Annotated in this window: 27 protein-coding genes; 18 read left to right on the forward strand and 9 right to left on the reverse strand. The window is 61.7% G+C overall.

The annotated features are described in order from the left end of the window. The first annotated feature begins 110 nt into the window (after nt 1-110). Genes rfbB through ACO6VD_RS21405 form a run of 7 tightly spaced genes read left to right on the forward strand, consistent with a single transcriptional unit; the run spans nt 111 to nt 7190 of the window. Nucleotides 111-1193: a dTDP-glucose 4,6-dehydratase gene (rfbB, locus tag ACO6VD_RS21375; RefSeq protein WP_422421927.1), complete on the forward strand. Its 1083-nt coding sequence runs from the start codon at nt 111-113 to the stop codon at nt 1191-1193. Beyond that, nucleotides 1190-2062, forward strand: coding sequence for a glucose-1-phosphate thymidylyltransferase RfbA (gene rfbA, locus ACO6VD_RS21380; RefSeq protein ID WP_400170337.1), 873 nt, complete (start codon nt 1190-1192; stop codon nt 2060-2062). The genes rfbB and rfbA overlap by 4 nt, the downstream gene beginning before the upstream one ends. Beyond that, nucleotides 2062-2607 carry a dTDP-4-dehydrorhamnose 3,5-epimerase gene (gene rfbC / locus ACO6VD_RS21385; RefSeq protein ID WP_422421929.1) on the forward strand — a complete coding sequence of 182 codons (546 nt, stop codon included), beginning with the start codon at nt 2062-2064 and terminating at the stop codon, nt 2605-2607. The genes rfbA and rfbC overlap by 1 nt, the downstream gene beginning before the upstream one ends. After that, the gene (gene rfbD / locus ACO6VD_RS21390; protein ID WP_422421930.1) at nt 2604-3479 is read left to right on the forward strand and encodes a dTDP-4-dehydrorhamnose reductase; all 876 of its coding nucleotides are present in this window, start codon (nt 2604-2606) and stop codon (nt 3477-3479) included. Before rfbC ends, rfbD begins: the two co-directional genes overlap by 4 nt. Nucleotides 3480-3514: 35 nt before the next feature. Then, nucleotides 3515-5329, forward strand: coding sequence for a sensor histidine kinase (locus ACO6VD_RS21395; protein ID WP_422421932.1), 1815 nt, complete (start codon nt 3515-3517; stop codon nt 5327-5329). Beyond that, entirely contained in the window at nt 5326-6738 is a 1413-nt protein-coding gene (locus tag ACO6VD_RS21400) for a sigma-54-dependent transcriptional regulator (RefSeq protein ID WP_422421934.1), read from the forward strand. Before ACO6VD_RS21395 ends, ACO6VD_RS21400 begins: the two co-directional genes overlap by 4 nt. Then, on the forward strand, nt 6735-7190 hold the full coding sequence (locus tag ACO6VD_RS21405) for a YiiD C-terminal domain-containing protein (protein ID WP_422421936.1): 456 nt from the start codon (nt 6735-6737) through the stop codon (nt 7188-7190). Before ACO6VD_RS21400 ends, ACO6VD_RS21405 begins: the two co-directional genes overlap by 4 nt. On the opposite strand, the gene cysQ is transcribed toward ACO6VD_RS21405, so the two are convergent. Together cysQ and nudE are read right to left on the reverse strand one after the other, a co-directional pair. After that, entirely contained in the window at nt 7179-8006 is an 828-nt protein-coding gene (gene cysQ, locus ACO6VD_RS21410; RefSeq protein WP_422421937.1) for a 3'(2'),5'-bisphosphate nucleotidase CysQ, read from the reverse strand. The genes ACO6VD_RS21405 and cysQ overlap by 12 nt on opposite strands. Beyond that, the gene (gene nudE, locus ACO6VD_RS21415) at nt 8003-8569 is read right to left on the reverse strand and encodes an ADP compounds hydrolase NudE (protein ID WP_107025876.1); all 567 of its coding nucleotides are present in this window, start codon (nt 8567-8569) and stop codon (nt 8003-8005) included. The genes cysQ and nudE overlap by 4 nt, the downstream gene beginning before the upstream one ends. A gap of 79 nt (nt 8570-8648) precedes the next feature. On the opposite strand from nudE, the gene yrfG reads away from it, so the two are divergent. Beyond that, on the forward strand, nt 8649-9311 hold the full coding sequence (yrfG, locus tag ACO6VD_RS21420; RefSeq protein ID WP_422421938.1) for a GMP/IMP nucleotidase: 663 nt from the start codon (nt 8649-8651) through the stop codon (nt 9309-9311). Between the two features lie 3 nt (nt 9312-9314). Here yrfG and lysM read toward each other — a convergent pair whose 3' ends face one another. Then, the gene (gene lysM / locus ACO6VD_RS21425) at nt 9315-9755 is read right to left on the reverse strand and encodes a peptidoglycan-binding protein LysM (RefSeq protein ID WP_400170346.1); all 441 of its coding nucleotides are present in this window, start codon (nt 9753-9755) and stop codon (nt 9315-9317) included. An 84-nt stretch (nt 9756-9839) separates the two neighbouring features. Between lysM and ACO6VD_RS21430 the strand changes: the two genes are divergently transcribed. From ACO6VD_RS21430 to ACO6VD_RS21455, 6 genes are all read left to right on the forward strand, one after another. Further along, on the forward strand, nt 9840-10727 hold the full coding sequence (locus ACO6VD_RS21430; RefSeq protein WP_422421940.1) for a LysR family transcriptional regulator: 888 nt from the start codon (nt 9840-9842) through the stop codon (nt 10725-10727). A 92-nt stretch (nt 10728-10819) separates the two neighbouring features. After that, on the forward strand, nt 10820-11650 hold the full coding sequence (gene fdhD / locus ACO6VD_RS21435; RefSeq protein WP_400170348.1) for a formate dehydrogenase accessory sulfurtransferase FdhD: 831 nt from the start codon (nt 10820-10822) through the stop codon (nt 11648-11650). Nucleotides 11651-11652: 2 nt separating this feature from the next. Next, nucleotides 11653-13989 carry an FdhF/YdeP family oxidoreductase gene (locus ACO6VD_RS21440; RefSeq protein ID WP_422421942.1) on the forward strand — a complete coding sequence of 779 codons (2337 nt, stop codon included), beginning with the start codon at nt 11653-11655 and terminating at the stop codon, nt 13987-13989. 212 nt (nt 13990-14201) lie between these two features. Further along, nucleotides 14202-14687 carry a glycine zipper domain-containing protein gene (locus ACO6VD_RS21445; RefSeq protein ID WP_422421944.1) on the forward strand — a complete coding sequence of 162 codons (486 nt, stop codon included), beginning with the start codon at nt 14202-14204 and terminating at the stop codon, nt 14685-14687. A 290-nt stretch (nt 14688-14977) separates the two neighbouring features. Then, the gene (locus ACO6VD_RS21450; RefSeq protein WP_422421946.1) at nt 14978-15793 is read left to right on the forward strand and encodes a CheR family methyltransferase; all 816 of its coding nucleotides are present in this window, start codon (nt 14978-14980) and stop codon (nt 15791-15793) included. Nucleotides 15794-15911: 118 nt separating this feature from the next. Then, nucleotides 15912-16568, forward strand: coding sequence for a response regulator (locus ACO6VD_RS21455; RefSeq protein WP_422421947.1), 657 nt, complete (start codon nt 15912-15914; stop codon nt 16566-16568). A 9-nt stretch (nt 16569-16577) separates the two neighbouring features. Here the strand turns inward: ACO6VD_RS21455 and ACO6VD_RS21460 are convergent, their stop codons facing one another. From ACO6VD_RS21460 to ACO6VD_RS21475, 4 genes are all read right to left on the reverse strand, one after another. Further along, the gene (locus ACO6VD_RS21460) at nt 16578-17006 is read right to left on the reverse strand and encodes an acyl-CoA thioesterase (RefSeq protein WP_422421948.1); all 429 of its coding nucleotides are present in this window, start codon (nt 17004-17006) and stop codon (nt 16578-16580) included. 184 nt (nt 17007-17190) lie between these two features. Further along, a complete protein-coding gene (locus tag ACO6VD_RS21465; protein ID WP_400170354.1) occupies nt 17191-18732 on the reverse strand; it encodes a phosphoenolpyruvate carboxykinase in 1542 nt (513 codons plus the stop codon). 179 nt (nt 18733-18911) lie between these two features. Then, entirely contained in the window at nt 18912-19814 is a 903-nt protein-coding gene (hslO, locus tag ACO6VD_RS21470) for an Hsp33 family molecular chaperone HslO (RefSeq protein WP_422421950.1), read from the reverse strand. 62 nt (nt 19815-19876) lie between these two features. Then, nucleotides 19877-20278 carry an RNA-binding S4 domain-containing protein gene (locus ACO6VD_RS21475; RefSeq protein ID WP_422421952.1) on the reverse strand — a complete coding sequence of 134 codons (402 nt, stop codon included), beginning with the start codon at nt 20276-20278 and terminating at the stop codon, nt 19877-19879. Nucleotides 20279-20419: 141 nt separating this feature from the next. On the opposite strand from ACO6VD_RS21475, the gene ACO6VD_RS21480 reads away from it, so the two are divergent. Together ACO6VD_RS21480 and rimK are read left to right on the forward strand one after the other, a co-directional pair. Further along, nucleotides 20420-20902, forward strand: coding sequence for an ATP-dependent zinc protease (locus ACO6VD_RS21480; protein ID WP_422421954.1), 483 nt, complete (start codon nt 20420-20422; stop codon nt 20900-20902). Then, complete coding sequence (gene rimK, locus ACO6VD_RS21485) at nt 20899-21804, forward strand: 30S ribosomal protein S6--L-glutamate ligase (protein WP_038605625.1); 906 nt, start codon at nt 20899-20901, stop codon at nt 21802-21804. Before ACO6VD_RS21480 ends, rimK begins: the two co-directional genes overlap by 4 nt. 67 nt (nt 21805-21871) lie before the next feature. On the opposite strand, the gene ACO6VD_RS21490 is transcribed toward rimK, so the two are convergent. Continuing rightward, on the reverse strand, nt 21872-23185 hold the full coding sequence (locus ACO6VD_RS21490) for an ATP-binding protein (protein ID WP_400170358.1): 1314 nt from the start codon (nt 23183-23185) through the stop codon (nt 21872-21874). A gap of 127 nt (nt 23186-23312) precedes the next feature. Continuing rightward, complete coding sequence (gene ompR / locus ACO6VD_RS21495; protein WP_045180947.1) at nt 23313-24053, reverse strand: two-component system response regulator OmpR; 741 nt, start codon at nt 24051-24053, stop codon at nt 23313-23315. 240 nt (nt 24054-24293) lie between these two features. Between ompR and ACO6VD_RS21500 the strand changes: the two genes are divergently transcribed. After that, nucleotides 24294-26612, forward strand: coding sequence for a Tex family protein (locus tag ACO6VD_RS21500; RefSeq protein WP_422421957.1), 2319 nt, complete (start codon nt 24294-24296; stop codon nt 26610-26612). Further along, entirely contained in the window at nt 26612-26995 is a 384-nt protein-coding gene (locus tag ACO6VD_RS21505; protein WP_422421959.1) for a PaaI family thioesterase, read from the forward strand. Before ACO6VD_RS21500 ends, ACO6VD_RS21505 begins: the two co-directional genes overlap by 1 nt. The last annotated feature ends 2 nt before the right edge of the window (nt 26996-26997 follow it).

Here is a 26997-nt window from a genome sequence, read left to right on the forward strand (position 1 = left end):
TACGAAGCGCAGCACAGTACCCTGCCGTATCGGCATAAATACCTTGCCGCGGTTTGTCCGCAAGCTAGGCTTGAGCGAAACATCATCAGACTCATCAAAGGTCATTGGAAATGCGCATACTCATAACCGGCGGTGCCGGTTTTATCGGCTCGGCCTTGATTCGCCACCTGATCGGCGCCACAGAGCACGAGGTCCTCAACCTCGACAAACTGACCTATGCCGGCAATCTGGAATCGTTGACCAGTATCGCGACCAACACCCGCTATGAGTTTGTCCAGGCTGATATTGCCGACCAGGCAACTGTCAGCGCGGTGCTGGAGCGCTTCCAGCCCGATGCGATCATGCACCTGGCGGCAGAGTCACACGTCGACCGCTCAATTGATGGACCATCGGATTTCATTCAGACCAACATCGTCGGCACCTACAGCCTGCTGGAAGCGACCCGTGCTTACTGGCAGGCGCTACCAGCGCCAGGGCGCGCAGCGTTTCGCTTTCATCACATTTCCACCGACGAAGTGTATGGCGACCTGCATGGTGTCGATGACCTGTTCACCGAAACCACGCCGTACGCGCCAAGTTCGCCCTACTCCGCCAGCAAGGCGGCATCCGATCACCTGGTCCGCGCCTGGCAGCGCACCTATGGCCTGCCAGTACTGATCACCAACTGCTCAAACAATTACGGGCCGTTCCATTTCCCGGAAAAGCTGATCCCACTGGTGATCCTCAACGCCCTGGCCGGCAAGCCGCTGCCCGTTTATGGCAATGGCCTGCAAGTACGCGACTGGCTGTTTGTCGAGGACCATGCGCGCGCCTTGCTTAAAGTGGTGAGCGAAGGTCAGGTCGGCGAAACCTACAACATTGGCGGCCACAACGAGCAGAAAAACATCGATGTGGTACGCGGCATCTGCGCACTGCTCGAAGAACTCGCGCCACAGCGCCCGGCAGGCATAGCCAACTATGCCGAGCTGATTACCTTCGTTGCGGATCGTCCTGGCCATGACCAGCGCTATGCCATCGACGCCAGCAAGATCGAACGCGAACTGGGGTGGACCCCCGAAGAAACATTCGAAAGCGGCTTGCGCAAGACCGTGCAGTGGTACCTCGACAATCTGGAGTGGTGCCAACGCGTACAAGACGGCAGTTATCAAGGGCAACGCCTGGGCTTCAGCAACTACAAGGATCTCATTGCATGACCAAAGGTATCGTTCTCGCCGGGGGCTCCGGAACCCGCCTGCACCCCATCACGCTGGGTGTATCCAAACAACTGCTGCCGATCTTCGACAAACCGATGATCTACTACCCGATCTCCGTGCTGATGCTGGCCGGTATCCGCGAAATCCTGCTGATTTCCACTCCGCACGACTTGCCGCAGTACAAGCAGCTGCTGGGCGACGGTAGCCAGTTCGGTATCGAACTGAGCTATGCCGAACAACCTTCTCCCGATGGCCTGGCACAGGCCTTCCTGATTGGTGAAGCGTTCATTGGCAATGATCCGGTCTGCCTGATCCTGGGCGACAACATCTTCCACGGCCAGGGCTTCAGCGAACAATTGCTGCGAGCTATCAAACAACCTTCCGGCGCCACGGTTTTCGGCTATCTGGTCAAGGATCCGGAGCGCTTCGGTGTTGTCGACTTCGACCAGCATGGCCGCGCCCTGTCGATCGAAGAGAAGCCGGCCAAACCCAAGTCGCCCTATGCGGTGACCGGCCTGTATTTCTACGACAACGATGTGGTGGAAATCGCCAAGAACGTCAAACCCTCGCCGCGCGGCGAGCTGGAAATCACCGACGTCAACAACGCCTACCTGCAACGCGGCGATCTGCGTGTCGAGCGTTTCGGCCGGGGCTTTGCCTGGCTCGACACCGGCACCCACGACAGCCTGCTGGAAGCCTCGCAGTACGTACAAACCATCGAGCGCCGTCAGGGCTTGAAAGTGGCCTGCCTGGAAGAGATCGCTTTCCAGCAAGGCTGGATCGATCGCTCACAATTGCTGGAACGCGCCAAGGCATTCGGCAAGACCGGCTACGGACAATACCTTTACGGCTTGGCTGAAGAATATTAATGAACGTAATCACTACTGATCTGCCCGGCGTACTGATCATCGAACCCAAGGTGTTCGGTGATGAGCGCGGTTTTTTCTACGAGAGCTTCAACGCCAAAGCGTTCAAAGAACAAACCGGTGTAAGCACAACCTTTGTCCAGGATAACCACTCCCGGTCGCAGAAGGGTGTACTTCGCGGGCTGCATTACCAACTGGAAAATACCCAAGGCAAGCTGGTACGCGTGACCCACGGAGAAGTGCTGGATGTGGCCGTCGATGTCCGTCGCAGCTCTCCACACTTCGGGCAGTGGGTCGGGATCAGGTTGTCTGCCGACAATCGCCGCCAGCTTTGGATTCCGGAGGGTTTCGCTCACGGTTTCGTCGTACTCAGTGACAGCGCCGAGTTTCTCTACAAAACCACTGACTACTACAACCCGGCAGCCGAACGCTGTATTCGTTGGGATGATCCGGACCTGGCCATCGACTGGCAGTTGAGCGAAGGGCCGCAATTGTCCGCCAAAGACCAGCTCGGAAAATCGCTGAAAGACCTGGACTTGCTGCCATGACTGCACGCCCATTGAGCATCCTTATCAGTGGCCAGCACGGCCAGGTTTCCCGGGAGCTGCAACTGCGCCTGGGCGACCTTGGCCAGTTGCATGTGCTGGGTCGCGAGCAACTCGACCTGGCCCACCCCGAGGCTATCCGCGAGCAAGTCCAGGCGCTCAAGCCAGACCTGATCATCAATGCCGCCGCCCATACGGCGGTGGATCAGGCCGAAAGCGAGCCGGAGCTGGCCTTTGCGATCAATGCCCAGGCACCGGGGATCTTCGCCGAGGAAGCGGCGAAGCTGGGCATCCCGCTGATCCACTACTCCACTGACTATGTATTCGACGGTAGCAAGGACAGCCCGTACAACGAAGATGACGTGCCCAACCCACTGGGGGTCTACGGGCGTAGCAAACTAGCGGGCGAACGGGCCATCGCCGCTGTCGGTGGTGAGCACCTGATCCTGCGCACCAGCTGGGTGTACTCCCTACACGGGCGTAACTTCCTGCTGACCATGCAACGCTTGCTGCAGGAAAAACCGGAACTGAACATCGTCGCCGACCAGATCGGCGCACCGACCTGGGCGGGCACCATCGCACTCAGCACCCGTGCCCTGATCGAACGCTGGCAGGCAGGTCAGGCCGGTGCCTGGGGTACCTACCACCTGACCGCCGAGGGGGAAACCTCCTGGTTTGGATTCGCCCAGGCCATCGCTGAGCAGCTCAAGGCCCAGGGCCTGCCCTGTGCCAGACTGGTACCTATTCCTTCCAGTGATTACCCGACTCCGGCCCGGCGGCCGCTGAACTCACGCCTCGATTGCAGCCGCCTGCTACGCGAGTGGCAGGTCAGCCAGCCGCACTGGCAGCAAGCGCTGATCGACTGCCTGAAGTAGCGCATAATGCGCCAGATCATTCTGGCGCAATTACGATGACCAAGATTCCACCACTTCCCCGCCGCCCGCGATGGCGCAGCCTGGCCTTGCTGGCCGTGTGCCTGGCACCGCTGCTCTGGCCTTTGCAGCACCTGGCCAAACACTACTATCAGGGCGAACTGGCCGGTCAGAACCGCCAGACCCTGGACCTGTACGTTGCCAACTTGCTCGGCACCCTGCACCGCTATGAAACCCTGCCGCAGATCCTTGGCGACCTGCCTGCGCTGCGTGCCGTGCTGGCTGATCCACTACGCATTGAAACCCTGACCAACGCCAACCGCCTGCTCAAGGATATCGCCACCCAGACTGGCGCCGAAGTCATGTACCTGATGGATTCCCGGGGCAATACCCTGGCAGCGTCCAATTGGGACAAGCACGACAGCTTCGTCGGCCGCAACTTCGCCTTCCGGCCTTACTACTCCGAAGCGATTGCCGGACGCCTGGGGCGCTTCTTTGGCCAGGGCACGACGTCGGCCAAACGCGGTTATTTTTTCGCCGCTGCCGTGCGCGATGGCGAGCAGATCATCGGTGCCCTGGTGGTCAAGGTCGATCTTGACCACACCGAAACCTTATGGGGCAAAACCCCCGAGCAGTTGCTGCTGACCGACCATAACGGCGTGGTGATCCTCACTTCCCGACCAGACTGGCGCTTTCGTGCCACCCGGCCACTGACCGATGATGAACGCGAGGCCATCGCCGCCATTCAACCCTACCCGACCCAAGCCCCGCAGCCGCTGAACCTTGACCAGGCGGCCTGGTTGATCCAGACCCAGGCCATCGAGGAAACCGGCTGGCAGGTCAGCATCCTCGCACCGCGAACCCTGATCGACCGCTCGGTCAACACCGTGGTCGCCATCGGTGCTGCCACCCTGCTGGTGCTGATGCTGTTGCTGGGCCTGATGATGCAACGCCGACGCCATTACATGGACCGCATCGATTTCGAGGCGCACGCACGCCAGGAGCTGGAAAAGCGTGTGATTGAACGAACTGCCGACCTGGAAGGCCTCAACACCCGCCTCAAAGACGAGGTCCTGGAACGCGAACAGGCTCAGCAGGAACTGGTGCGTGCTCAGGACGAGCTGGTCCAGGCCGGCAAACTGTCGGTGCTGGGCACCATGTCGGCGAGCATCAGCCACGAACTCAACCAGCCCTTGGCGGCGATTCGCAGTTACGCAGAAAATGCCGAGATCCTGCTCGATCACCAGCGCACCGACGACGCCCGCAGCAACCTCAAGCTGATCAGCGAACTGACCGGGCGCATGGCCTCGATCATTGCTCACCTGCGTGCCTTCGCGCGGCGGGACCGCCATGCCCCGGAAAGCGTGGCCCTGCAACCTGCCCTGGATGACGCCCTGGCGCTGCTGGCCAAGCGCCGTCGCGCCATGGCGGTGGAACTGGTGCGCGATCTGCCGGATGCGACGCTGTGGGTCCAGGCCGGGGAAACCCGCCTGCGCCAGGTTCTGGGCAACCTGCTGGCCAACGCCCTCGACGCCCTGACCGAGAAAGCCAACCCGCGTAAACTCATGCTCAGTGCCGAACAGCGCGATGGCAACGTCTATCTCTACATTCGCGACAACGGCCCGGGCTTTACCAGCGAAGCCATGGCCCGTGCCCGCGAACCGTTTTTCACCACCAAGACGCGCACCCAGGGTCTTGGCCTGGGCCTGGCGATCTGCGATACCTTGATGCGGGCGCTGGGCGGCGAGTTGCTGCTCGGTAACCACCCTGAAGGTGGCGCCCTGCTCACCCTGCAACTTCGCGTGGCCACACCCGGCGCCACCCTGCACACTTCAGAGGACCCATCGGCATGACCACCGAGCCGCTCATCGACAGCCACGTACAGGTGATCCTGGTCGACGACGACCCGCATCTGCGCCAGGCCCTGAGCCAGACCCTGGATCTTGCCGGCCTCAAAGTGCTGTCCTTGAGCGACGCCCAGAACCTGGCCGGACGCATTCCCCAGGACTGGCCCGGCGTACTCGTCAGCGATATCCGCATGCCCGGCATCGATGGCCTGGAACTGTTGCAGCACGTGCATGCCCAGGACCCAGACCTGCCTGTGTTGCTGATTACCGGCCATGGCGACGTGCCCCTGGCGGTACAGGCAATGCGGGCGGGCGCCTACGATTTTCTCGAAAAGCCCTTCGCCAGTGACGCCCTGCTCGACAGCGTGCGCCGGGCCCTGGCCCTGCGCCGCCTGGTTCTGGATAACCGCAGCCTGCGCCTGGCTCTGAGCGACCGTCAGCAACTGAGTACTCGCCTGGTCGGCCACTCCACGCCGATGCTGCGCCTGCGCGAACAGATCGGCGCCCTGGCTGGCACCCGTGCCGACGTGCTGATCCTGGGCGAGACCGGAGCGGGCAAAGAGGTAGTCGCCCGTGCCCTGCATGACCTGTCGAGCCGCCGTGACGGCCCGTTTGTAGCGATCAACGCCGGCGCCCTGGCCGAATCGGTGGTCGAGAGCGAGCTGTTCGGGCACGAACCCGGCGCCTTCACCGGCGCGCAGAAGCGCCGGATCGGCAAGTTCGAATTCGCCAACGGCGGTACGCTGTTCCTCGACGAAATCGAGAGCATGAGCCTGGATGTCCAGGTCAAGCTCCTGCGCCTGCTGCAGGAACGCGTGGTCGAGCGTCTGGGCGGCAACCAGCAGATCCCCCTGGACATCCGCATCATCGCCGCCACCAAGGAAGACCTGCGCCAGTCTGCCGACCAGGGGCGCTTCCGCGCTGACCTTTACTATCGCCTGAACGTTGCGCCCCTGCGTATTCCGCCGTTGCGTGAACGCGGCGATGACATCCTGGTGTTGTTCCAGCATTTCGCCGACGCTGCCAGCGAACGTCATAGTCTGCCGCCCCACACCTTGCAACCGGCACAGCGTGCGTTGCTGTTGCGCCACAACTGGCCAGGCAACGTCCGTGAGCTGCAAAATGCCGCAGAGCGCTTTGCCCTGGGCCTTGAACTGGCGCTGGATGGTGAAGCTCCGCCGCCAGCCCATGTACAAGCTGTCACGCCCGGCAGCGGCAACCTCAGCGATCAGGTCGAACAATTCGAGCGCTCACTGATTGCCGCCGAACTGGCCCAATCACACAGTTCCATGCGCAGTCTGGCCGAAGCGCTGGGTATCCCACGCAAGACCTTGCACGACAAGCTGCGCAAGCATGGTTTGAGCTTCGCCGACAGCAACAGCAGCCCCGACGAGATGGAGGACAACCGCCCATGACCACCGACAGCCGCTACCTTGAATCCGTGCTGCACGGTGACATTCCGCTGACCCGCGAGATGGGCCTGCAGGTACTCGACTGGCAGCACCAGCAACTGCGCCTGCAGTTGCCGCTGGCAGCCAACGTCAACCACAAGAGCACCATGTTCGGCGGCAGCCTGTACTGCGCGGCGGTGCTGGTCGGTTGGGGCTGGTTGCACCTGCGTCTGCGCGAGGCGGGGATCGACGATGGCCATATCGTCATTCAGGAAGGGCAAATCAGCTATCCGCTGCCGGTTACCGGCGCGGCCATCGCCGTGTGCGCAGCGCCTGAGGAGAAAGTCTGGGAACGCTTCGTTGCCACCTACCAGCGCCGCGGCCGGGCGCGCCTGAACCTGCACACCCAAGTCAACAACGCCGGCAGCGATCAAGCCGCTGTGTTGTTCAGCGGCCAGTACGTGCTACATCGTTGAAGCCAGCTGCAGCAGCTTGCCGCGCCACGGCGCGGCGGCTGGCAAAGCGAGGAAAAAGGGGTTGAGCAGCGATTCGCGCGGCGGGTAGGCAAAGGTCTGACCGTCTAGATCGAGCACTTCACCGCCGGCCCCTTCCAGCACACCCTGGGCGGCCGCGGTGTCCCACTGAGACGTCGGCGCCAGGCGCGGATAGCAGTCGGCAGCACCTTCGGCCAACAGACAGAACTTCAGCGAACTGCCGATATTGGCAAGCTCCAGCTCACCGACCGCTGTACTCAAACCGGCCAGCAGGGCTTCCTGCTGCGGGCTTGAATGGCGTCGGCTGGCAACCACGGTAAAACCTGCGCCCGCCGGTGGAGCCAGGCGAACTTGAATGGCTTGCGCCGTTGCATCAGCCTCGGCGCACCAGGCGCCAATACCTTGGCCACCGTAATAACAACGGCCGTTGGTGGGAATCGCCACCACTCCGAACACCACCCGGCCTTGCTCGATCAAGGCGATATTGACGGTGAACTCTTCAGTGCCAGCGATGAATTCCTTGGTGCCGTCGAGCGGGTCAACCAGCCACCAGCGCTGCCACTGTTGACGCTCAGCCAGTGGGATATTGCAGTCTTCCTCGGACAGCACCGGAATATCCGGGGCCAACGCCTGCAGGCCTTTGGCAATCACTTCATGGGCGGCCAGGTCGGCAGCGGTGACCGGAGAATCATCGGCTTTCGCCGTTACCGCGACATCGGCGCGCCAGAACGGCAGGATGGCCGTGCCCGCCTGACGGGCCAACTCGACCACCTGTTGCATCAGTTGCACGTCACTCATGCGCTGAACGCTCCACGTTGCGTCAGCAGGTCACGGACCAAGTACAACGCCGCCAGCGCACGGCCTTCAGAAAACTGCGGGTGCTGGGCCAAGGCCGAAAGTTCGCGCAGGTTGATCTTGTCGACTCGCATCGGCTCCGGCTCATCGCCTTCCAGACGCTCTTCGTACAGATCAGTGGCCAGCACCACCTGAATTTTCTGGCTCATGTAACCCGGCGACAGCGACAGCTCGGTCAAGTGTTCGAGCTGACGAGCGCCAAAGCCAGCCTCTTCCTTGAGTTCGCGGTCAGCCGCCGCCAGCACATCCTCACCCGGCTCGATCAGGCCCTTGGGCAAGGACAGCTCGTACTCGTCGGTACCGCCGCAGTACTCTTCGACCAGCACCGCGTGCTCAGCGTCGAGCATCGCCACGATCATCACCGCGCCATAACCGTTGCCGCGCCCCACAAGCCGCTCATAGGTGCGCTCATTACCATTGGCGAAGCGCAATTGCACAGCTTCGACCCGAAACAGGCGACTGCTGGCGACAATCTCTCGGGAGAGGACGGTGGGTTTCTGGCGCATGGGGCGGCTCCTTGGCGTGAACGGGTTACTATACCGTGGCTTGCCCAGCCACCGCTGCCTGACTGTCCGAGAATTTCATATGCCCGTTTTAGCCTGGTCCACCATCGACACCGTCCTGCTGGACATGGACGGTACCTTGCTGGATCTGCACTTCGACAACCACTTCTGGCTCGAACACCTGCCCCAGCGCTACGCCGACCTGCACGGCATCAGCCGGGCGATGGCCGAGCTCGAGATGCAGCCCTTGTTCGAGCAGCACGCAGGCTCGCTGAACTGGTACTGCCTGGACTTCTGGAGCCGCGAGCTGAACCTCCCGGTGCGTGACCTGAAGCTGGAAACCGCCCATCTGATCGCTCTGCGCCCCGACGCTGATACTTTCCTCAAGGCAATCAAACAGGCCGGCAAACGGGTGATCCTGATCACCAACGCCCACCGGGATTCGCTGTCTTTGAAACTGGAAAGGGTGGAGCTTGCGCCCTACTTCGAGCGCCTGATCAGCTCTCACGACTACGGTTATCCCAAGGAAAACCCGCAGTTCTGGGAGGCCCTGCAAGCTGACATCGACTTTGTGCCAGCGCGCAGCCTGTTTATCGATGACACCTTGTCGATCCTGCGCAGCGCCCGCGACTTCGGCGTGGCGCACCTGCTTGCGGTGCGCCAGCCCGACAGCCGTAAAGGCCCGCGGGATACCGAAGAATTCGCTGCAGTCGAGGACTACCGGACCCTGCTCGAAGGGCTTTGAGGGTTATTCGGGAATACGCAGGGTCTGGCCTGGATAGATCTTGTCCGGGTGGCTGAGCAGTGGTTTGTTGGCCTCGAAGATTTTGTTGTACTGATTGGCGTTGCCGTACACGGCCAGGGAAATGGCACTCAGGGTGTCGCCTTTCTTCACTACAACGAAGCGGGCAGCCGCAACAACCGGGCCGGTGACAGTGATCTGATCGTCCACGCTAGCCACGCCGGCAATGTTACCCAGCGCCAGGAGGATCTTCTCTTTCTCCTCCTGACTGGCCACCTCACCAGTCACGGTAACCTTGTCGCCGTCCACCGTCGTCTGAATGTTCGGATTGCCCAGTCCCACCTTCGCCACATGGTCCTTCAACTGCTCGCTGGCATTGGCATTACCTGGGGTCAGCAGGTCGATGATTTTCTCACCGGCCTCTTTGATAAAACTGAAAATGCTCATACCGCTCTCCTTGGTGATGAATCTCGGAGCCTGGAGTCTAGGACAGGTTAGAATGCTTCGCCTGCTTTGCGCCACGGAGCGACGATGGACATCAAACAACTCAAATTCCTCATCGCCCTGGACGAAACCCGTCATTTCGGCCAGGCCGCCGCCCGCTGCCATGTGACCCAACCGACCCTGTCGATGCGCCTGCGCAACCTGGAACAGGAGCTGGACCTGGCCCTGGTCAACCGTGGCCAGCGCTTCGAAGGCTTCACCGCCCAGGGCGAGCGTGTACTGGCCTGGGCCCGTACGGTGATTGCCGCGTTCGATGGCCTGCACGCGGAAGCCGCGGCCTGTCGCGGACACCTGGTCGGTAACCTGCGCCTTGGCGTGGTACCGCTGTCGAGCTTCGATCCGCTGCCGCTGCTGCAACGTCTGCACCAGCAGCACCCGGACCTGAACTTCGAACTCAGCGCACTGAGCTCCGAACAGATCCTTGAGCAGCTGACCAGCAACCGCCTGGACCTGGGTGTGTCGTATCTGGAGCGCCTCGACCACGAGCGCTTTGTGTCCCAGCCCCTGGGTGAAACGCGCATGGGCCTGTTGTATGACCCAGATCATTTTTGCTTCGACGAGCAACCTTTAAGCTGGCAAGCACTGACCGAACTGCCGTTGGGCTTGCTCACCGCCGGCATGCACTTTCGCCAGTCGATTGATCACAACTTCCACAGCCGGGGCCTGGAGCCGCGGTTGCTGCTACAGACCGATGCCGTCCATCAGCTGGTTCAGGCGGTCAGCGGCGGTTTGTGTTGCGCGATCATGCCACTGGCGGCAGGTCTGGAAGTGCTCACCGAACGGCTGCGCCTGCAACCGATCGAGCAGGCCAGCACCCTCGCGCCACTGGGCCTGATCATGCGGCGCACGGCACCACGCTCGGCCCTGGCCGAAGCCTGCCTGGCTGAATTTCAAGCCATGCACAGCGGTGCCTGATCGACGCGCTCTATCAAGGCATCAGCATTAGCGATTAGACGATACCCCAGCGCAAGCCTAGGCTTAAACCAGACCAGCCGCCGGTATCTCTGATGAGCACAACACCTCCGGCCTGCGCGGCGTCCGCCCCCCTGACTGCGCCCGCGGCCAGCAACCGCTATGACTACAGCCACCTGACCGATGACAGCCAGGCCAGCACGCCTTTGGCCGAAGAAGTCGCCCTGGGCATTGCCTACAACGGCATCAACCAGGCGGTAATGCTGGTAAGCCCGACTGACCTTGAAGACTTCATCGTCGGTTTCAGCCTCGGCAGCGGCATCATTACCTCGCCAGACGACATCTATGACCTCAAGCTTACGGGCGGCGGTTCAGCGATCAGCGCGGAAGTGGAAATCGCCAGCCGCGCCTTCTGGAACCTGAAAAACCAGCGTCGGCAACTGGCCGGCACCAGTGGCTGCGGTCTGTGCGGGGTCGAAGCCCTGGAACAGGCCCTGCCAGAACTGAACGTATTGCCTGGTGCGCCGCTGCCGCCCGCGCAGTGGCTCGACGGCCTGCGCCAGCGTATCGACGCCTTCCAGCCTCTGGGCCAGCACTGCGGTGCGGTGCACGCGGCACTGTTCATGAACAACCAGGGCGAACTGCTGCTGGGTCGCGAAGACATCGGCCGCCACAACGCGCTGGACAAGCTGATCGGCGCCCTGCTGCGCCAGCACATTAGCCTCGATGGCGGCCTGGCGATTGTCACCAGCCGCTGCAGCCTGGAGCTGATCCAGAAAGTCCTGCGTGCCGGCATCCAGACCCTGGTCAGCCTGTCGTCGCCCACCGGCCTGGCCCTGCAGTGGGCGCGCCGGCACAACCTGAACCTGATTCATCTGCCCAAACACAGTGCGCCACGGGTCTTCAGCCCCGTGCTGGAGAATTGACCGTGAGCCTGCATCATCAAGCCGACCAGAAGCCCGTTCCGCGTTACAAGCCCTACCACGGTGCCGCTGGCGGCTGGGGCGCGCTGCGCAGTGTGGCCCAGGCCTGGATCGGCAGCGATAACGCGCTGAAGAACATCCGCGCCCTGCTCAAGACCAACCAGAATGGCGGTTTCGACTGCCCGGGTTGCGCCTGGGGCGACTCGCCGGAAAGCGGCATGGTGAAGTTCTGTGAGAACGGCGCCAAAGCAGTGAACTGGGAGGCCACCAAACGCCGCGTCGATGCCGCGTTCTTCGCCCGCCACAGCGTCACCTCACTGCTCGCCCAGAGTGATTACTGGCTCGAATACCAGGGGCGGCTGACCGAGCCAATGGTCTATGAGCCGAGCACCGATCGCTATCGCCCGATCGATTGGGATGCGGCCTTCGCCCTGATCGCCAGTCACCTGCAAAACCTCGCCAGCCCCGACCAGGCCGAGTTCTACACCTCGGGCCGGGCCAGTAACGAGGCGGCCTACCTGTACCAGTTGTTCGTGCGCGCCTACGGCACAAACAACTTCCCGGATTGTTCGAACATGTGCCACGAAGCCAGTGGCGTGGCCCTGGGCCAGAGTGTCGGCGTCGGCAAGGGCACCGTGACCTTTGACGACTTTGAACACGCCGAAGCCATTTTCGTCTGGGGCCAGAATCCTGGCACCAACCATCCGCGCATGCTCGAACCGCTGCGCGAGGCGGTAAAGCGCGGTGCTCAGGTGGTGTGTATCAATCCCCTCAAGGAGCGCGGTCTGGAGCGTTTCCAGCATCCCCAACATCCGCTGGAGATGTTGACCAACGGCGACCGCCCGACCAACACCGCCTATTTCCGCCCGGCCCTGGGCGGTGACATGGCCGTGCTGCGCGGCATGGCCAAGTTCCTCCTGCAGTGGGAGCGCGAAGCGCAAGCGAACAACGCAGCGGCGATCTTCGATCACGACTTTCTCAAGCAGCACACCCAAGGCGTAGATGACTATCTGCAAGCGGTGGATACCACCGCCTGGGCACAGATCGAGGCGCAGTCCGGCCTGAGCCTGGCAGAGATCGAACAAGCCGCGCGGATGTACTGCAAGGCTGGCAAAGTCATCATGTGCTGGGCCATGGGCATTACCCAGCACCGCCACTCGGTGGCGACCATCCAGGAAATCGCCAACCTGATGCTGCTGCGTGGCAACCTCGGTGTTCCCGGTGCTGGTCTGTGCCCGGTGCGTGGTCATAGCAACGTGCAAGGCGACCGGACCATGGGCATCAACGAACGTCCACCGGTTGCCCTGCTCGACGCCCTGGAGCGTCGTTTCAACTTCACGGTGCCGCGGCACAACGGCCACAACACCGTAGAAGCGATCGGCGCCATGCTCGCCGGTCAAGCCAAGGTGTTCATCGGCCTTGGCGGCAACTTCGCTCAGGCCACTCCCGATACCGAACGCACCGCGCAGGCTTTGCGCAACTGCGACCTGACCGTGCAGATCAGCACCAAACTCAACCGCAGCCACCTGATTCACGGCAAACAGGGTCTGATCCTGCCTTGCCTGGGCCGCACCGATATCGACCTGCAGCACGAAGGTCCGCAAGCGGTCACAGTGGAAGACTCGTTCAGCATGGTGCATGCCTCCAACGGCCAGTTGCAGCCACTGTCACGGCAGATGCGCTCGGAGCCTGCGGTGGTTGCCGGCATTGCTGCTGCCACGCTCGGCGCCAAGCCGGTGGACTGGAACTGGCTGGTAGCCGACTACTCGCGCATCCGCGACCTGATCAGCGACACCATCCCGGGCTTCGACAACTTCAACCAGCGTCTGCAACATCCGGGCGGCTTCTACCTGGGCAACAGCGCCGGGCAGCGGCAGTGGAAGACCGCCAGCGGTCTGGCCAACTTCAAGGCCAACGGTTTGCCAGATGACCTGGTGCACGAGCGTGTACGCGCGACCGGCCAGGAACCGGACCTGATCATGCAGTCGATGCGCTCCCACGATCAGTACAACACCACTATCTATGGCCTCGACGATCGCTACCGTGGGGTCAAGGGCCAGCGCAACGTACTGTTCGCCAACGAAGCCGATATCATCCGCCTGGGCTTTCACCCTGGGCAAAAGGCCGATATCGTTTCGCTCTGGAGCGATGGCCGCGAACGTCGGGTCAAAGGCTTTACCCTGTTGGCGTTCGATATTCCGGCGGGGCAGGCAGCTGCGTACTATCCGGAAGTCAATCCATTGGTGCCGCTGGAGAGCGTGGGCGACGGTAGCCATACCCCGACCTCCAAGTTTGTCGCGATCAAACTGCAAGCTGCCAGCGACAACACCCGCATCCTCTGACAGAATCCGCTGTTCGACACCCACAAAAAAAGGCCCTGGCAGCGATGCCGGGGCCTTGTCTCAAGTAAGCTCAGACAGCGTAAAACCAAGAAAGTTTCACAGTTAAAACAGTAACTTAGCGAATTGTGTACAAGTCGTGTTACTCGTCGGATTTCCATTGCCAGTCCCCTTCGCCAGCCTCAGGATCGCCTCGTCATCCTTATGAGGCTCTCTTGATGAAGTACTCCTCGATTCTGTTGTTGTCTCTTGGCCTGCTCAGTGGCGTTGCCTCGGCAGGTGGCACCACCGAAGCCGGTATCGGCGGCGCATTGGGTGGGGTACTGGGCTCGGTGGTCGGTAATTCCATCGGCGGTAGCACCGGTTCGACGATCGGTGCAGGCCTGGGCGGCGCAGCCGGCAGTGCGGTCGGTGCCGACAAGCGCCAGCGTGGTGAAGCCGCAATCGGCGGCGCCCTGGGCGCAGCGGGCGGTAACGCCATCGGCCGCAGCGTCGGCGGCACTACGGGCGGCTACATGGGTGCCGCCGCAGGTGGTGGTGCCGGTGGCGCGCTGGGTAACTACATGGGCAACAAGGCCGATGAAGACGAGCGCCACGAGGCCCGCCGCTATAGCCGCGGTTATGACGACCGTCGTCATTACCGCGACCGCGGCCACCACTATGGCCATCGTAAGCACAAGAAGCACTGGCGCCATCGCTAAGCGCATCAGGGCTTAAGCCAATCTCTTAGTCCCTGTCCTCACGGGCAGGGACTAAGAAAGATCCCTGCGCGTTACGCTTCAAGCCATTCAGCCACGTTCCCCGCGCAGCCCCATCGACGTCACACAACCTGCACTTACCCCTACCCTACGTACGGCTTAGGGGCCACCCCGATTCTGGCAAAAATAGCCAGTAGCTATCATCGTCCATTCCCCAATCAGCCAATGGACGCAGGGAATGCGCATCGATTCTGCAACGCCGATCCGACTGCCCATTGCCCGCAGAGGCTGATATGCCGGCTGGCAAACGCATACCTGCGCTTGATGAAATACAGTTCCTTGAGCTGCAATCACTTGTCGAGCGGGCAGCTGGCGTGATTTTGCCGCTTGAGCGCCGCGCGGTCATTGCCGCCCGCCTGGCCAGGCGCCTATGGCATTTCAAACTGGCCACTTTCTCCGACTACCTGCACCTGCTTGCCCTGCCTGAGCAGAGCATCGAGCGCCAGCGCGTGATCGAACTGCTGGTAGCCAAAGAGACCTATTTTTTTCGCGAGCATCGGCATTTCGAATTCCTCGCCCATTGGCTACGTGACCACCCTGGTCCCGTGCGCCTGTGGAGCGCCGCCTGTTCGTCTGGTGAGGAAGCCTACAGCCTGGCCATGGTCGCCAGCGAACACGCCGGTGACGCCAACTGGCACATCCTGGCCAGCGACATCAGTCCAGGGATGCTCGACCGTGCCCGCGCAGGCACCTATGACATTGCCCAGGCGCGTTACTTTCCTGAAGGCTGGCTGCAACGCTATTGCCAGTACGGCACCGGTGAAATGGCCGGGCGTCTGCAAGTTCAGCTGGCGTTGCGTGAGCGTGTCAGCTTGCGGCAAATCAACCTGATCCAGTCACTGCCCGATGACCTGGGTGTATTCGATGCGATAGTTCTACGTAATCTGCTGAACTGCTTCAGTCTGGATGACAAACAACGCGTGCTCCAGCAACTGCTGGCCCGGCTACGCCCGGGGGGACTGCTGATCATCGGTCACAGCGAAAGCATTCACGGGCTTGATCTGCCGTTGCGGCCGATACTGCCCTCGGTGTTCGAGCGCCTATGCTGACCTGCGCTGCCGACACCGACGGCAGACCTTCGAAACTGATCGCGCCCCGTCGCGGCAGCGCTCATACGGACCGAGCAAACCTGCCGCCTCCCAACTCTTGCGAAACAGGCTCGAACCCATGCTTTGCCGAATTCTACTTGCCGATGACTCGCCGCTCTTTCGAGCTGGCTTGCGGGCGTTGCTCGAACAAAAAAAACAATACGCCGTAATCGGTGACGCAGGCGATGGCATGACCGCTGTCGCCCTGGCGGAAAGGCTCAAGCCTGATGTCATTGTCCTCGCCATGACTGCCGACACCCTGGACAGTGAACAGATCTTGCGCGAGTTGTATTTGCGCGCACCGACCTGCCACGTGCTGATGCTCTCGTCACGTTCGGAACTGGACTTCGTCATGCGTTGCCTGCAACTCGGCGCCCATGGCTTTCTGCTCAAAAGTGCCACCGTGCAAGAGCTGGAGCAGGCGTTGCAGGCCTTGAAGAATGGTGGTCAGTACCTGTCCTCGGCAGTTCTGCCAATGGTCATCGGCCAGGCCGTCAAACACAGCCGCAAGCGCACGCCCGCAAACAACGCCATGCAGCTGACGACCCGTCAGCTGGAAATCCTGCGGCTCATCGCCCGTGGCGAAAGCACCCGCTCGATTGCCGACGGCCTGGGCCTGAGCGTGAAAACCATCGAGGCGCACCGTTCACAGATCATGCACCGCCTGCAGATTCATGATGTGCCGGGCCTGGTGCTGTTTGCGGTACGTGAAGGCATCATTCGCCTGAACGACTGACCGCGTGACTCAGCCTTGCAAGCCCTGCAGCGCAGCCTGGAGCCCGGGCGGCAACGGTACCGGCCGCCCGGAGGCGCGCTCGACGAACACCTGTATCACTTTGCCTGCGGCACAAGGCTGCATCTCGCCAACCCGGAACAGACCCAACTGGTACTCCACTGAGCTGCCGGCCAGGCGCGCTACGCGCAGTCCCACCTCAAGGGTGTCGGGAAACGCCGGCAAGGCGAAGAAATCCGCGGCAGAACTGACCACAAAACCGACCACTTCGCCTTCCTGCGGGTCCAGACCACCCTGCAACTGGAGAAATGCCTGAATGGTGGTATCGAAATAGCTGTACACCGTGGCCCCGGCGATATGGCCGTTGAGGTCACTGTCCTGCCAGCGCGTGAGGATCGGTTGCAGGTGCGGGTAGTCGTGGCGTTGAGGTGATTGCGACATAGCAGGCCCGGGAAGTTGAATACAATGAAGCTTCCATAATACCTGTAGGAGCGGGCTTGCCCCGCGAAGCGATGTAGCTGACGACCCGCCATCGCGGGGCAAGTCGAGGCGTCGCACCGCCGCTCCCACAGACAACAAAAAGCCGCCCCTAGGGGCGGCTTTTTCGTTTCACACTGGCTTCAGCTTACAGCTGTGGACCAGCGGCCTTGATGGCGTCGGACACTTCAAATTTCTTGAAGTTGTCGATGAACAGGTTGGCCAGAGCCTTGGCTGCTTCATCGTAGGCGGCTTGGTCAGCCCAGGTGTTGCGTGGGTTGAGCAGGACGGTATCGACGCCAGGAACGGCTTTTGGCACGTCCAGGTTGATGATGTCCAGGTGCTCGGTCTCGGCACCGACCAGCGCGCCGCTCTGGATCGCTGCGATCACCGCACGGGTGGTCGGAATGTTGAAGCGCGTGCCAACGCCGTAGCCACCACCGGTCCAGCCAGTGTTGACCAGGTAGACCTTGGAGCCGAAGCCACGGATACGCTTGATCAGCAGCTCTGCGTATTCGCCAGCAGGACGCGGGAAGAACGGTGCGCCGAAGCAGGTGGAGAAGGTCGACTTGATGCCGCTGCCCGAACCCATCTCGGTGGAACCCACCAGTGCAGTGTAACCCGAGAGGAAGTGGTAAGCCGCTTGCTCTTCGCTGAGGATCGACACTGGCGGCAGCACGCCGGTCAGGTCGCAGGTCAGGAAGATCACAGCGTTAGGCTCGCCGCCGAGGTTCTTCTCGGAACGCTTGGCAACGTGCTCCAGCGGGTAGGCGGCGCGGCTGTTCTGGGTCAGGCTGACATCGGCGTAGTCGGCGTGCTTGGCGTCGTCGATCACGACGTTTTCCAGGACTGCACCGTGCTTGATGGCTTTCCAGATGACCGGCTCGTTCTTCTCGGACAGGTCGATGCACTTGGCATAGCAACCGCCTTCGATGTTGAACACCACGCCTTCGCCCCAACCGTGCTCGTCGTCACCGATCAGGTAACGGCTTTCGTCAGCCGACAGGGTGGTCTTGCCGGTACCCGACAGACCGAAGAACAGGGTGACGTCACCCGCTTCGCCGATGTTGGCAGCGCAGTGCATTGGCAGCACGTCGGCGGCCGGCAGCAGGAAGTTCTGCACCGAGAACATGGCTTTCTTCATTTCACCGGCGTAACGCATGCCAGCGATCAGTACTTTCTTCTGAGCGAAGTTGATGATCACGCAACCATCGGAGTTGGTGCCGTCACGCTCTGGCACGCACTCGAAGTTGGCAACATTGAGCACTTGCCACTCATCACGGCCAGCCGGATTGTATTGTGCCGGGTTGATGAACAGGCAACGGCCAAACAGGTTCTGCCAGGCAGTCTGGGTGGTCATCTTGACGGCCAGGTAGTGCTCGCTGGCAGCACCTACGTGAACGTGGGAAACGAAATGCTCTTGCGCATTGTTGAAGGCCTCGACGCGGTCCCACAGGGCATCGAACTTGTCGGCCGGGAACTTGCGGTTGATCGGGCCCCAGGCGATGGCTTCCTGAGTGGACGGCTCTTCGACGATGAAACGGTCAACCGGCGAACGGCCGGTACGGTGACCAGTTTTCACGACCAGCGCGCCAGTATCGGCCAGCTCGCCTTCACCGCGGTTCAGCGCTTCTTTTACCAGCTCATCGACGCTCAGGTCGGTGTACACGGTGTTGTTGGCTTGCGTCATGAGATTCCCCATCCGGCCTGCGGCCGAGTGCTCCAAACGTTTTGTAGTAGAGCTTTGAAAACTACTACAGCGAAAAAAGTGGCCGGATTATGCCAGAAACGCCCAAAAAAAGTAGGGTCCTCCTGTCAGAACGGCATGTTTCGGGCGTTAGACAGGAGATTTACCTGTGGTGAAACGTTTTAGTGACGAGTATCTGACGGCGTGTCTACACCGCCACCGGCGAACAATTGCTCGATATCGGCTGCATCGAACTGATAGCTCTGGTTACAGAACTGGCAATCGACCTCGATCTTGCCGCCATGTTCATCAACCAGCGCCAGCGCGTCGTGTTTGCCCAGGCTAACCAAGGCATTGCCGGAGCGCTCACGCGAGCAGCTGCAGCGGAAATGCAGGGGCTGGATATCGAACAGGCGCACGGCGTCTTCGTGATAAAGGCGATGCAGCACGGTTTCGTTGTCGAGACCGAGCAGTTCCTCGGCTTTCACCGTGTTGGCCAGGGCCTTCACGTGGTTCCAGCTTTCCTCACGCTCCTCGATGTCCTTCTGGCGATCAGCGGGCAGCTGCTGCACCAACAGGCCGCGGGCACGGATGCCGTCGGCGGTGAGGGAAATGCAGGTGTTGATCTGCTGGGACATGACGAAATAGTTGGTAAAACACTCCGACAGGTCCTTGCCGTCCAGCTCCACCGTGCCCTGGTAGCGCTGACCGTTGACCGGAATGATGGTCAAGACCAGATGCCCGCCAGGCATCAGGTCGGCAAGGGTCGCACCATCCTTGATCTGCTCGGCCGTATAGCGTGCCAGGCCGCGAATTTCGTGCTCGCTGGTGCATTCGATGGCCAGCAGCGGCACTGGCCCGCTCGACTGTGCCTGAAGGATCAGCAGACCATCGAACTTCAGGGTGCCAACCAGCAGTGCGGCAGCCGCCATCAACTCGCCGAGCAGCTGCGCGACGGGCTGCGGGTACGGATGCTTGGCCAGCACCTCGGCGTAGCTGCGCTCCAGCCCGACCATCTCACCGCGTACATCGCGGTCGTCGAAGATGAAGCGTTGGGTGTAATCGGTATCCGGCAATTCAGACATGGGTTCGGGTTTTCGCGTGAATGAGTTAATGGCGCCTAGTTTATCAGTGCACCACCCGCCCGTTAACTAGCGCTGTCGTGAAGCTGGTGGAGCTGGCGCCGTTGTTTCTTGGTCGGCCGACCATCGGTAGTAACCCCGAGCGCCCCGGCCTTGCGCATGGCCGCTGCCTGTTCGCGGCGAGCGATGCTCTCGGCGGTTTCCTCGTACAGCGTCTGCGCTTCGGGTGCACCTCGGCGCACCACAGACAGCGCCCGGACCACCACCGTGCGCTCATCAAAGCCGGTGCGCAAGACGAATTCGTCGCCTATTCGTGGCTCTTTGCCCGGCTTGCATCGTTCACCGCGACAGTGCACCTTGCCACTTTCGATGGCCGTCTTGGCCAGCGCCCGGGTCTTGTAGAAACGCGCTGCCCAGAGCCACTTGTCGAGACGAACCTTGTCGTCTTCCTCCGGCTTTTGTGCCATGACATTTCCCCGCTTATTTTCGTAAACAGAACTGTACTACCGTATCAGGCGGATGCAAAAAAACCGCGGCGTGCTTACAGTTCACCGACCTGTCGCGTACGCCGGTTCCGGCCATGCGACTTTTTATGCTGGTTGAGCAATTTGAAGACATTTGATCATTTGACTGTAATTGGCCTGCGCGAGTGGGTAGCCTTGCCCGACCTCGGCGTGGCCGGCCTGCGCGCCAAAATCGACACCGGCGCCAGCACCTCGAGTCTGCACGCCACCGAGGTCGAGACCTTCGAGCGCAATGGCGAGCCCTGGGTACGTTTCAATGCGCACCTGGGTTCCGTCGTGCAACTGCGTCACCGTCGCTGCGAAGCGCCGCTGGTGACGATGAAAACCATCAAGAGCTCCAACGGCCAGGCGCAAATCCGCTACGTGATCCGTACGCCGCTGGCACTGGGTGACCGGGTCTGGGAAGTCGAATTCACCCTGGCATGCCGCAAGGCCATGCGCTATCGCCTGTTGCTCGGTTCCAAAGCCCTGATCCATGGCCAGTTGGTGGTCAATCCGGGTCTCAAGTACGTTCAGGACAAGCCGGCATTTCCGGCCACTATTTCTCCTTCCACAGGTGTTGCATGAAGATCGCCGTGCTGTCGCGAAATCCGCGTCTGTATTCCACTCGTCGTCTGGTTGAAGCCGGTACTGCACGAGGCCATGAGATGGTTGTGATCGATACCCTGCGCGCCTATATGAACATCGCCAGCCACAAGCCGCAGATCCACTACCGCGGCAAGCCCCTCGAAGGCTTTGATGCGGTGATCCCGCGCATCGGTGCCTCCGTGACGTTTTATGGCTGCGCGGTGCTGCGTCAATTCGAAATGATGGGCGTGTTCCCCTTGAATGAGTCGGTTGCCATCGCCCGCTCGCGGGACAAATTGCGCTCGCTGCAGTTGCTGTCGCGACGAGGCATCGGCCTGCCGGTCACCGGCTTCGCTCACTCGCCAGACGATATTCCCGACCTGATCCAGATGGTCAATGGCGCACCGCTGGTGATCAAGGTGCTCGAAGGTACCCAGGGCATCGGCGTGGTCCTGTGCGAGACCACCAAGGCTGCCGAGTCGGTGATCGAGGCATTCATGGGCCTGAAGCAGAACATCATGGTCCAGGAGTACATCAAGGAGGCAGGCGGAGCAGATATCCGTTGTTTCGTGGTCGGCGACAAGGTCATTGCCTCGATGAAGCGTCAGGCCAAACCCGGTGAATTCCGCTCCAACCTGCATCGCGGCGGCAGCGCCAGCCTGATCAAGATCACCCCCGAAGAACGCATGACCGCCATCCGCGCGGCCAAGGTCATGGGCTTGAGCGTGGCTGGCGTGGATATCCTGCGCTCCAATCACGGCCCGCTGGTGATGGAGGTGAACTCTTCGCCGGGTCTTGAGGGCATCGAAGTCACCACCGCCAAGGACGTTGCCGGGATGATCATCGAGCACCTGGAGAAGAACGGCGGGCCAAACCTGACCCGCACCAAAGGTAAGGGCTAGTGGGAGCGGCGGTGCGACGACTCGACTTGCCCCGCGATGAATCCACCACCCAGACCACTACACCCCACTACACCGCATCACGCGGCAGCAGCAGCCCCAGCGGCAAGCGCACCCGGGCTTCCAGCCCGCCGCCGGAGCGGTTGCGCAACTCGACATTGCCACCATGCTGGGCGGCGATTCGCTTGACGATCGCCAGCCCCAGCCCCGTGCCCTTGCCACTGCGGGCACGATCACCGCGAATGAACGGGTTGAAGATAACCTCCAGCTCGTTCGGGTCGATGCCCGCCCCCCGGTCCAGCACGCTGAGCACCACATAAGGCGCGCTGCTGTCACCCGACACATAGGCCGCCACCTCGACCCCCTTGCCAGCGTGGTACAGGGCATTGCCAATCAGGTTGTTGAGCATGCGCTTGAGCGACACCCGGCGCAGCGGGAACGGTGGAATCGGCTCCAGGCACAGGCGGACGCGTTCTTCCGGCTGGTTGAACGGGGCTACCACTTCGCGCACCAGATCGCTCAGGTCGACCTCTTCAACCGGCTCGTCACGGCCGTCACGGATAAAGGCGAGGAACTGGTCGAGAATGGCGTCCATGTCTTCGATGTCGCGCACCATGTCGTCGGTCAGGTCACTCTCGTTGGCCAGCATCGACAACGACAGGCGTAACCGGGTCAGAGGCGTACGCAAATCATGGGACACACCGGCCAGCATCAGTTCTCGCTCGCGTCCGGCCTGTTCGACATCTTCGGCCATCTGGTTGAAGGCCCGGTACACCTCGGTCATCTCGCTGGGCGTATCGCTGACCGGCAAGCGCACACTGCGCCCCTGCCCCAGTTGCCGTGCTGCAAACACCAGGCGCTTGAGCGGCTGGTTGAGCTGACGGACAAAGATCCACGCCGATGCCGTCGACAACAAGCCGATGGCCAGGAACCAGCCGAGCACGCTCCAGATTTTCTGACCGCGCAGCGGATGCGGGTACAGCGGCACCTTCAACCAGCCGTCACCCAGGCTCGGCGCCCTGACCCAGAGCGCCGGTGGCGCGTGGATGCGCAAGCGCACTTCGGTGTCGGCACCCAACTCGGCCTGCATCTGGCGCTGATAGATCTCACTGTACGGCCAGTGCTGTTCACCTTCAGGAACACCGGAGCCGACCACCCGGATCAGCCCTGCAGCTTCGGCAATCTTGTCGCGGTCAGACTCATCGGCCGCCCAATAGGCGCGCAGGGTAAGGGCCACCCCGTGGCTGTACTGGCGGTCGACCAGTACGTCTTCGTTCATCAGCAGGTAAACCAGGGTCAGCGCCTTGGAAAACAGCACGACGATAAGCACCAGCCACAGGGTGCGGGCGAAGAAGCTTTGCGGGAACCACAGGGGCGTTTTCATCGACAACGGCTACACACTTTGCAGGAACGAGCATGGCTCGCAGGCTTTGCGGATCTCGGCACATGCAAAAACAGGGCAACCCGAAGGTCCGCCCTGCTTGCAGTGACTGGCTCCTACACTCGAAACATCACTTGCTGGCATTGCCATCCGGTACAAACACGTAACCAACTCCCCAGACCGTCTGGATATAACGCGGCTTCGACGGGTCGGGTTCGATCATGCGGCGCAAGCGCGAAATCTGCACGTCGATGGAACGCTCCAGGGCATCCCATTCGCGGCCACGGGCCAGGTTCATCAGTTTGTCGCGGGTCAGCGGCTCGCGCGCATGCATGACCAGCGCCTTGAGCACGGCGAACTCACCGGTGGTGAGCATATGGACTTCTTCGCCACGCTTGAGCTCACGGGTCGCCAGCGACAACTCGTAGTCGCCAAAGGTGACAGTTTCGTCTTCGCTGCCCGGAGCACCCGGCACCGCAGGGGCCTGGCGACGCAGGACGGCTTTGACCCGGGCCATCAACTCGTCGGGGTTGAACGGCTTGGCCAGGTAGTCGTCGGCGCCCAGCTCGAGGCCCTTGATCCGGCTCAACTCATCGCCCTTGGCGGTGAGCATGATGATCGGGATCTGGTTGTTCGCTGCACGCAGGCGGCGGCAGGCGGTGAGGCCATCCTCGCCAGGCAGCATCAAATCAAGGACCACCAGGTTGAAAACCTCACGGGCCAACAGGCGGTCCATCTGTTCGGTATTGGGTACTGCACGGGCGCGATAGCCCTTGCTGGTGAAGAAACGTTCCAGCAGGCTGCTCAAGCCTGGATCGTCATCGACGATGAGAATTTTTTCGCCTTCAGCGGTTTGGGCAGTGCTGCTCATGGATAACTCCTCTAATCTCGGCACGCATTATGGCTTAGCCGCCATCGACCGTGCCGTGTGCATTGTTAGCAGATTTTTCCCTATGCGCCAGTTCTGCCTGGTTAAGAGCTGGCGCCCTGCTATCACCGCAAGCCCGGCGTGCTGGGTATAATGCGGCGCTTTCAGCCAGCGCCGCATTGCTCCGAGCGCCCCATGGCGCCCGCCCGCGGCCTTTGTTTTCACAATTTGTCAGGTGGTTTTATGGACAGCATCAACAGCCGCATCGCCGAGGAACTCGGTGTCCGCCCGCAACAGGTCGAAGCGGCCGTGGCCCTGCTTGATGAAGGCTCGACGGTGCCTTTTATCGCCCGTTACCGTAAAGAGGTGACCGGCAGCCTGGATGACACTCAACTGCGTCATCTGGAAGAACGCCTGCGCTACCTGCGTGAACTGGACGACCGCCGCGCCAGCATCCTGGCCAGCATCGAAGAGCAAGGCAAGCTGACCCCGGAGCTGGCCCGCGAGATCAAGCTGGCCGACACCAAGACCCGTCTTGAAGACCTCTACCTGCCTTACAAGCAAAAACGCCGCACCAAGGGCCAGATCGCCCTGGAAGCCGGCCTCGGCGAGCTGGCTGATGGCCTGTTGAACGACCCGCAGCTGAGCCCGGAAGTCGAAGCCGCGCGCTTTGTCGATGCGGAAAAAGGCGTGGCCGACGTCAAAGCCGCCCTCGAAGGCGCCAAGTACATCCTCATGGAGCGCTTCGCCGAAGACGCCAGCCTGCTCGACAAGCTGCGCAGCTTCCTCAAGCAGGAAGCCGTGCTCAGCGCCCGCCTGGTGGCTGGCAAGGAAGAGGAAGGCGCCAAGTTCCGCGACTACTTCGAACACGATGAACTGCTCAAAAGCGTGCCGTCGCACCGCGCCCTGGCGATTTTCCGCGGCCGCAACGAAGGTGTGCTGGCTGCCTCGCTGAAGGTCGGCGAAGAGCTGCCGGGCACCCTGCACCCCTGTGAAATGATGATTGCCGAGCGTTTCGGCCTGCAGAATCAAAACCGTCCGGCAGACAAATGGCTGGGCGAAGTGGTGCGCTGGACCTGGAAGGTCAAACTCTACAGCCACCTGGAAACCGATCTGTTCGGCGAACTGCGCGACAACGCCGAAGGCGAGGCCATCAACGTCTTCGCCCACAACCTGCACGACCTGTTGCTGGCCGCTCCGGCCGGCCCGCGCGCGACTCTGGGCCTTGACCCGGGCCTGCGTACCGGGTGCAAAGTTGCTGTGGTCGATGCCACCGGCAAACTGCTCGATACCGCCACGGTCTACCCGCACGTGCCAAAAAACCAGTGGGACCAGACCATCGCCGTGCTCGCTGCCCTGTGCGCCAAGCACTCGGTTGAGTTGATTGCCATCGGCAACGGTACCGCCAGCCGCGAAACCGACAAGCTGGCCGCCGAGCTGATCAAAAAATACCCAGCACTGAAAATGACCAAGATCATGGTCTCCGAAGCCGGCGCTTCGGTGTACTCGGCGTCGGAACTGGCTGCCCGCGAATTCCCCGACCTCGACGTGTCGATCCGTGGCGCCGTGTCCATCGCCCGCCGCCTGCAGGATCCACTGGCTGAACTGGTGAAGATCGACCCGAAATCCATCGGTGTCGGCCAGTACCAGCATGACGTTTCGCAGCTCAAGCTGGCCCGCGGTCTCGACGCCGTGGTCGAGGACTGCGTGAACGCCGTCGGCGTTGACGTCAACACCGCCTCGGTGGCCCTGCTGGCGCGGATCTCCGGTCTCAACAGCACCCTGGCACAGAACATCGTCAGCCACCGCGACGCCAACGGCGCGTTCAAAACCCGTGCAGCGTTGAAGAAAGTCAGCCGCCTGGGCGAAAAAACCTTCGAACAGGCCGCCGGTTTCCTGCGCGTCATGAACGGCGACAACCCGCTGGACGCCTCGGCGGTGCACCCTGAGGCCTATCCGCTGGTACAGCGCATCGCTGCTGAAACCGACCGTGATATCCGCTCGCTGATTGGCGACAGCGGTTTCCTCAAGCGCCTGGACCCGAAAAAATACACCGACGAAACTTTCGGCCTGCCCACTGTCACCGACATTCTCCAGGAACTGGACAAGCCCGGCCGTGACCCCCGCCCAGAGTTCAAGACCGCTGAATTCCAGGAAGGCGTCGAAGACCTCAAGGACCTGCAACTGGGCATGATCCTCGAAGGCGTGGTGACCAACGTCACCAACTTCGGTGCCTTCGTCGATATCGGCGTGCACCAGGACGGTCTGGTGCACATCTCGGCGCTGTCGGAGAGATTCATCAAGGACCCGCGTGAAGCGGTCAAGGCCGGCGACGTGGTCAAGGTCAAGGTCATGGAAGTCGACATCCCGCGCAAACGCGTCGGTCTGTCGATGCGCATGAGCGACACCCCGGGCGAGAAAATCGACGGCGCCCGTGGCAGCCGCCCAGGCTCGGCACCCCGCCAACAAGGCGCTCCAGCCCGCGCCAAAGAAACCCCGGCGCCGGCCAACAACGCCATGGCATCGCTGTTTGCCAACGCCAAACAGTTGAAGAAGAAGTGATGGAGGCCCCGCAAGAGGTCGTCCTCAGCGCCTTCAGCCAGCTGCTTGGCTGTCGTCTGCAACGTCTGGAGGCGGGGGTTGCAGAAATGACCCTGGCCCTGGAGCCGCATTTGCGCAACCGCGGCGCCAAGCTGCACGGCGGGGCGATCTTCAGCCTGGTCGATACCGCCATGGGGCTGGCCTGCTCCAGTTCCCATGGCTTCGACCAGCAGAGCGTAACCCTGGAGTGCAAGATCAATTACCTGCGCGCAGTCAGCGAAGGTGAGGTGCTGTGTATCGCCCGGGTGCTGCATGCCGGGCGGCGCACCCTGGTCGTCGACGCCGAGGTACTCCAGAACGACAAACTGGTGGCCAAAGCCCAGGGAACGTTCGTCGTCCTCTAGCC

Origin of the sequence: Pseudomonas sp. GZD-222 (assembly GCF_049310525.1) — a bacterium.
Classification (GTDB): Bacteria; Pseudomonadota; Gammaproteobacteria; order Pseudomonadales; family Pseudomonadaceae; genus Aquipseudomonas.

Coding starts and splice junctions, on each gene's coding strand:
- rfbB (WP_422421927.1), top strand. CDS start 111: ATGCGCATACTCATAACCGGCGGTGCCGGTTTTATCGGCTCGGCCTTG.
- rfbA (WP_400170337.1), top strand. CDS start 1,190: ATGACCAAAGGTATCGTTCTCGCCGGGGGCTCCGGAACCCGCCTGCAC.
- rfbC (WP_422421929.1), top strand. CDS start 2,062: ATGAACGTAATCACTACTGATCTGCCCGGCGTACTGATCATCGAACCC.
- rfbD (WP_422421930.1), top strand. CDS start 2,604: ATGACTGCACGCCCATTGAGCATCCTTATCAGTGGCCAGCACGGCCAG.
- ACO6VD_RS21395 (WP_422421932.1), top strand. CDS start 3,515: ATGACCAAGATTCCACCACTTCCCCGCCGCCCGCGATGGCGCAGCCTG.
- ACO6VD_RS21400 (WP_422421934.1), top strand. CDS start 5,326: ATGACCACCGAGCCGCTCATCGACAGCCACGTACAGGTGATCCTGGTC.
- ACO6VD_RS21405 (WP_422421936.1), top strand. CDS start 6,735: ATGACCACCGACAGCCGCTACCTTGAATCCGTGCTGCACGGTGACATT.
- cysQ (WP_422421937.1), bottom strand. CDS start 8,006: ATGAGTGACGTGCAACTGATGCAACAGGTGGTCGAGTTGGCCCGTCAG.
- nudE (WP_107025876.1), bottom strand. CDS start 8,569: ATGCGCCAGAAACCCACCGTCCTCTCCCGAGAGATTGTCGCCAGCAGT.
- yrfG (WP_422421938.1), top strand. CDS start 8,649: ATGCCCGTTTTAGCCTGGTCCACCATCGACACCGTCCTGCTGGACATG.
- lysM (WP_400170346.1), bottom strand. CDS start 9,755: ATGAGCATTTTCAGTTTTATCAAAGAGGCCGGTGAGAAAATCATCGAC.
- ACO6VD_RS21430 (WP_422421940.1), top strand. CDS start 9,840: ATGGACATCAAACAACTCAAATTCCTCATCGCCCTGGACGAAACCCGT.
- fdhD (WP_400170348.1), top strand. CDS start 10,820: ATGAGCACAACACCTCCGGCCTGCGCGGCGTCCGCCCCCCTGACTGCG.
- ACO6VD_RS21450 (WP_422421946.1), top strand. CDS start 14,978: ATGCCGGCTGGCAAACGCATACCTGCGCTTGATGAAATACAGTTCCTT.
- ACO6VD_RS21455 (WP_422421947.1), top strand. CDS start 15,912: ATGCTTTGCCGAATTCTACTTGCCGATGACTCGCCGCTCTTTCGAGCT.
- ACO6VD_RS21460 (WP_422421948.1), bottom strand. CDS start 17,006: ATGTCGCAATCACCTCAACGCCACGACTACCCGCACCTGCAACCGATC.
- ACO6VD_RS21465 (WP_400170354.1), bottom strand. CDS start 18,732: ATGACGCAAGCCAACAACACCGTGTACACCGACCTGAGCGTCGATGAG.
- hslO (WP_422421950.1), bottom strand. CDS start 19,814: ATGTCTGAATTGCCGGATACCGATTACACCCAACGCTTCATCTTCGAC.
- ACO6VD_RS21475 (WP_422421952.1), bottom strand. CDS start 20,278: ATGGCACAAAAGCCGGAGGAAGACGACAAGGTTCGTCTCGACAAGTGG.
- rimK (WP_038605625.1), top strand. CDS start 20,899: ATGAAGATCGCCGTGCTGTCGCGAAATCCGCGTCTGTATTCCACTCGT.
- ACO6VD_RS21490 (WP_400170358.1), bottom strand. CDS start 23,185: ATGAAAACGCCCCTGTGGTTCCCGCAAAGCTTCTTCGCCCGCACCCTG.
- ompR (WP_045180947.1), bottom strand. CDS start 24,053: ATGAGCAGCACTGCCCAAACCGCTGAAGGCGAAAAAATTCTCATCGTC.
- ACO6VD_RS21500 (WP_422421957.1), top strand. CDS start 24,294: ATGGACAGCATCAACAGCCGCATCGCCGAGGAACTCGGTGTCCGCCCG.
- ACO6VD_RS21505 (WP_422421959.1), top strand. CDS start 26,612: ATGGAGGCCCCGCAAGAGGTCGTCCTCAGCGCCTTCAGCCAGCTGCTT.